Source organism: Micromonospora sp. CV4 (genome assembly GCF_003667455.1).
Taxonomy (GTDB): domain Bacteria; phylum Actinomycetota; class Actinomycetes; order Mycobacteriales; family Micromonosporaceae; genus Micromonospora.
Window position 1 is genome coordinate 1 of the sequence record NZ_RCVI01000415.1, and the last position, 3,995, is coordinate 3,995.

Here is a 3,995-nt window from a genome sequence, read left to right on the forward strand (position 1 = left end):
GCACCCGTGCGCCGGCGGTCCGCGCCGCCGCCGCCACCCGGGCGTCGTCGGTCACCACCAGAACCTCGGCGACCGCCGGGCAGGCCAGCACCGCGCGGAGTGTGTCAGCCGCCAGGGCCAGCGCCAGCTCCTCGTGCGGTACGCCGGGCAGCGCGCCCCGCAACCGGCTCTTGGCTGCGGTCAGACGCTTCACCGGCACCACCACGGCCCACCCCGACTGACTCACGTCGGCAATCCTGCCAGCCGGACGGCGGGACCCTCGCTGGCCGTACCGGGGGCGAGCAGGCATGATTTCCGCTGCGGGCGTCGCGAGCGGGGTTCGCGGCGGGGTCGGGGCGGGACGAGGAGGCACAGTGGCACGGCGGAGGCTGGGGTTCTGGCAACGGTTCGCCGTGGCGCTGGTGAAGCCGGTGATGACCGTCTGGACCCGGCGTACCTGGCGCGGCATGGAGCACCTCGGCCGGGACGGCGGCATGATCATCGTCGCCAACCACATCTCGCACGCCGACCCGTTGGTGTCCGCGCACTTCGTCTACGACTCCGGCCGGTGGCCGCAGTACCTGGGCAAGGCCAGCGTGTTCCGGGTGCCGGTGATCGGCTGGATCCTGCACCGGTGCCGGCAGATCCCGGTCGAGCGGGGCAGCGTGGACGCGGTCCGCTCGCTGGACGCCTCGGTCGCCGCGCTCGACGAGGGCGGCGCGGTGGTGATCTACCCGGAGGGCACCACCACCCGGCAGCCGGAGCTGTGGCCGATGAAGGCCAAGACCGGCGCCGCCCGGCTGGCGCTGGCCACCGGCGCGCCCGTGGTGCCGCTGGTGATGTGGGGGCCGGAGCGGATCTTCGACCCGCGGACCACCCGGCTCAACCTGCGCCCGCGGATCCCGGTGACCGTGGTCGCCGGCGAACCGATCGATCTGAGCCGGTGGGCGGGCGCCCCGCCGACGCGGGCCACCCTCGAGGAGATGACGGACGCCATCATGCTGCGGCTGCGCGACATGCTCGCCGAGATTCGTGGTGGCACCCCGCCACCGCTGTGGGAACGGCCGGCCCGACCGTCCGCCGAGCGCCAGCAGCAGGGTGGTGTGGCGTGACCGGGCACGTCGCGGTCCTGGGCGCCGGCTCCTGGGGCACCGCGTTCGCCAAGATCCTCGCCGACGCGGGGCGGGACGTGACGGTGTGGGCCCGGCGCGCGCCGGTGGCGGAGAGCATCCGCACCGAGCGCCGCAACCCGGAGTACCTGCCGGACCTGCTGCTGCCGGGCCGGGTCACCGCCACCCACGACGCCGTCGAGGCGATCACCGGCGCCGAACTGGTGGTGCTGGCCGTGCCGTCGCAGACCCTGCGCGGCAACCTCGCCGAATGGACCGGGCACCTGCACCCGGACGCCACCCTGGTGTCGCTGATGAAGGGCATCGAGCTCGGCACCACCAAGCGGATGAGCGAGGTCATCGTCGAGACCGCCGGCGTGGCCGCCGACCGGGTGGTGGTGGTCTCCGGCCCGAACCTGGCCCCGGAGATCGCCGCCGAGCAGCCGGCCGCCACCGTGGTCGCCGGCACGAACAGCCACCGCACCGCGCTCGTGCAGGCGTCGATCCGGACGCCCTACCTGCGCCCGTACACGAACGACGACGTGATCGGCTGCGAGCTGGGCGGGGCGGTCAAGAACGTGATCGCCCTGTCGTACGGCATCGCCACCGCGATGGGCTTCGGCGACAACACCCGGGCCATGCTGATGACCCGCGGGCTGGCCGAGACGGCCCGCCTGGGTGTGGCGCTCGGCGCTGATCCGATCACGTTCGCCGGCCTGGCGGGCATGGGCGACCTGGTCGCCTCCTGCTCCTCCCCGCTGGCCCGGAACCGCACCTTCGGCGAGCATCTGGGCCGGGGCGAGACGCTGGAGCAGGCCCAGGCCGCCACCCGACAGACCGCCGAGGGTGTGAAGAGCTGCCTGGCGATCCGTGACCTGGCGCGGGCGCACGGTGTCGAGATGCCGATCACCGAGCAGGTCGAGCGGATCTGCCACGAGGGGATGGACCCCCGCCTCGCCGTGGACACCCTGATGAGCCGGACCGCCAAACCCGAGTCGTACGAGTGAGGAACCCGATGAGCGATCTGGGTGACGGCACCCGCTGTGTGCACGCCGGGCTGCCCGAGCCGGCGCCCGGTGACCCCTTCCTGCCCGGGCCGGTCCTCGCCGCGCCGTACCACCTCGACCCGTGGCAGGGCCCGGCCGGCTCGCCGAACGGCTACGGACGCCCCGACAATCCCACGCGGCGGCTGCTGGAGGCGGCCGTGGGGGAGCTGGAGGGTGGCGACTGCCGCGTCTTCGCCACCGGGCAGGCGGCCATCACCGGGATGCTGCTCACCCTGCTGCGCCCGGGGGACACCGTGGTGCTGCCCACCGACGGATACTTCCCGGTCCGCGCGTTCGCCACCGACGTGCTGGAGGCGATCGGCGTCCGCGTGCTCTTCGTTCCGACCGTCGGGCCGTACCCGTCGCTGGAGGGCGTCCGGCTGGTGCTGGTGGAGACCCCGGCCAACCCGGGCCTGGACGTGGTCGACGTGGCCGCCCTGGCAAAGCAGGCGCACGCCGCCGGCGCGCTGCTCGCCGTGGACAACACCACGGCGACCCCGCTCGGCCAGCGTCCGCTGGACCTCGGCGCCGACCTGGTGGTCGCCTCGGGCACGAAGGCGCTCACCGGTCACTCCGACCTGCTGCTGGGCTACGTGGCCAGCCGGTCGACCGAGCTGATCGAGGCGGTGACGGGCTGGCGCACCACCACCGGCTCGGTGCCGGGCGCGTTCGACGCCTGGCTGGCGCACCGCTCGTTGGGCACGCTCGACCTGCGGCTGGCCCGGCAGAGCGCCAACGCCGCCGCGGTTGCCGACCTGCTCGCCGGCCGGCCCGACGTGACCGGCCTGCGCTGGCCGGGACGCCCCGACGACCCCGCGTACCCGGTGGCCTCGGCGCAGATGCGCCGGATGCCCGGGGTGCTCTCGTTCGACCTGGGCGACGCCGACCGGGTGAGCCGTTTCGTCGAGGCCGCCCGGCTGGTGGTGGCCGCCACCTCCTTCGGTGGCCTGCACACCACCGCGGACCGGCGGGCGCAGTGGGGCGACGACACCGCCCCCGGCTTCGTCCGGCTCTCCTGCGGAGTGGAGGACACGGTCGACCTGGTGGCCGACATCGCCGCCGCGCTGGACGCCGCCGGATCGGCCTGAGTTATCGTGTCGGCGGCCCGCACCGGCGGGCCCCGACCGGAGGAGGTGAGTCCGATCCGTCAGCCGACCGGACCGGCGCTTCCTCCCGTGTCCCGGCCGCACTAGCGGCCACGGGAGCGCCGGCGAGCGTTTCCCGGAGGTATCCCATGGCACCACCGTTCCCCACCGACCGGCCGGCCCTCGTACGCCGGCTGCGGACCGCCGGCTGCGTCTACGCCGAGGACGAGGCCGACCTGCTGCTGGCCGCGGCCGACACCCCGGCGGCGTTGGCCGATTTGACCGAGCGCCGGGTGGCCGGCGAACCGCTGGAGCACCTGCTCGGCTGGGCGGAGTTCTGCGGCCTGCGGATCGCCGTCGCCCCGGGAGTCTTCGTGCCGCGCGGCCGGACCGCCCTGCTGGTCGAGGCGGCGGCCGCGGTGACCGGCCCGGCGCCGGCCGTGGTCGACCTCTGCTGCGGCTCCGGGGCCACCACCGTCGCGTTGGCGCACCGGCTCGCGCCGCGCTGGCTGGCCGCCGCCGACATCGACCCGGCGGCCGTGGCGTGCGCCCGCCGCAACCTCGCCGGGCTGGCCGCCGAGGTGTTCGAGGGCGACCTGTTCGCGCCGCTGCCGGAGCACTGGCGGGGTCGGCTGGACCTGGTGGTCGCCAACGCCCCGTACGTGCCGACCGACGCGGTGGCGCTGATGCCCGCCGAGGCGCGCCTGCACGAGGCGCCGGTGGCGCTCGACGGCGGACCGGACGGCCTCGCGGTGCTGCGCCGGCAGCGACCCGGC

General features: G+C 75.1%; 4 protein-coding genes and 1 pseudogene. 4 read left to right on the forward strand and 1 reads right to left on the reverse strand.

Features of this window, described 5'->3' with window-relative positions:
• Positions 1-226 (reverse strand): annotated as a pseudogene (locus EAD98_RS29115) (2-phospho-L-lactate guanylyltransferase); the annotation flags it as partial.
• Between the two features lie 127 nt (positions 227-353).
• On the opposite strand from EAD98_RS29115, the gene EAD98_RS29120 reads away from it, so the two are divergent.
• The 4 genes from EAD98_RS29120 to EAD98_RS29135 all read left to right on the forward strand — a co-directional run.
• Positions 354-1,091 carry a 1-acyl-sn-glycerol-3-phosphate acyltransferase gene (locus EAD98_RS29120; protein WP_121657164.1) on the forward strand — a complete coding sequence of 246 codons (738 nt, stop codon included), beginning with the start codon at positions 354-356 and terminating at the stop codon, positions 1,089-1,091.
• A complete protein-coding gene (locus EAD98_RS29125; protein WP_121657165.1) occupies positions 1,088-2,095 on the forward strand; it encodes an NAD(P)H-dependent glycerol-3-phosphate dehydrogenase in 1,008 nt (335 codons plus the stop codon). The genes EAD98_RS29120 and EAD98_RS29125 overlap by 4 nt, the downstream gene beginning before the upstream one ends.
• An 8-nt stretch (positions 2,096-2,103) precedes the next feature.
• Positions 2,104-3,222 carry a cystathionine gamma-lyase gene (locus EAD98_RS29130; RefSeq protein WP_121657166.1) on the forward strand — a complete coding sequence of 373 codons (1,119 nt, stop codon included), beginning with the start codon at positions 2,104-2,106 and terminating at the stop codon, positions 3,220-3,222.
• A 146-nt stretch (positions 3,223-3,368) separates the two neighbouring features.
• On the forward strand, positions 3,369-3,995 hold a 627-nt coding region (locus EAD98_RS29135), incomplete at its 3' end, for a putative protein N(5)-glutamine methyltransferase (protein ID WP_121657167.1).

Excerpts from the sequence above, each read along its gene's own strand:
- EAD98_RS29130 (WP_121657166.1), top strand. The coding sequence starts at position 2,104 with ATGAGCGATCTGGGTGACGGCACCCGCTGTGTGCACGCCGGGCTGCCC.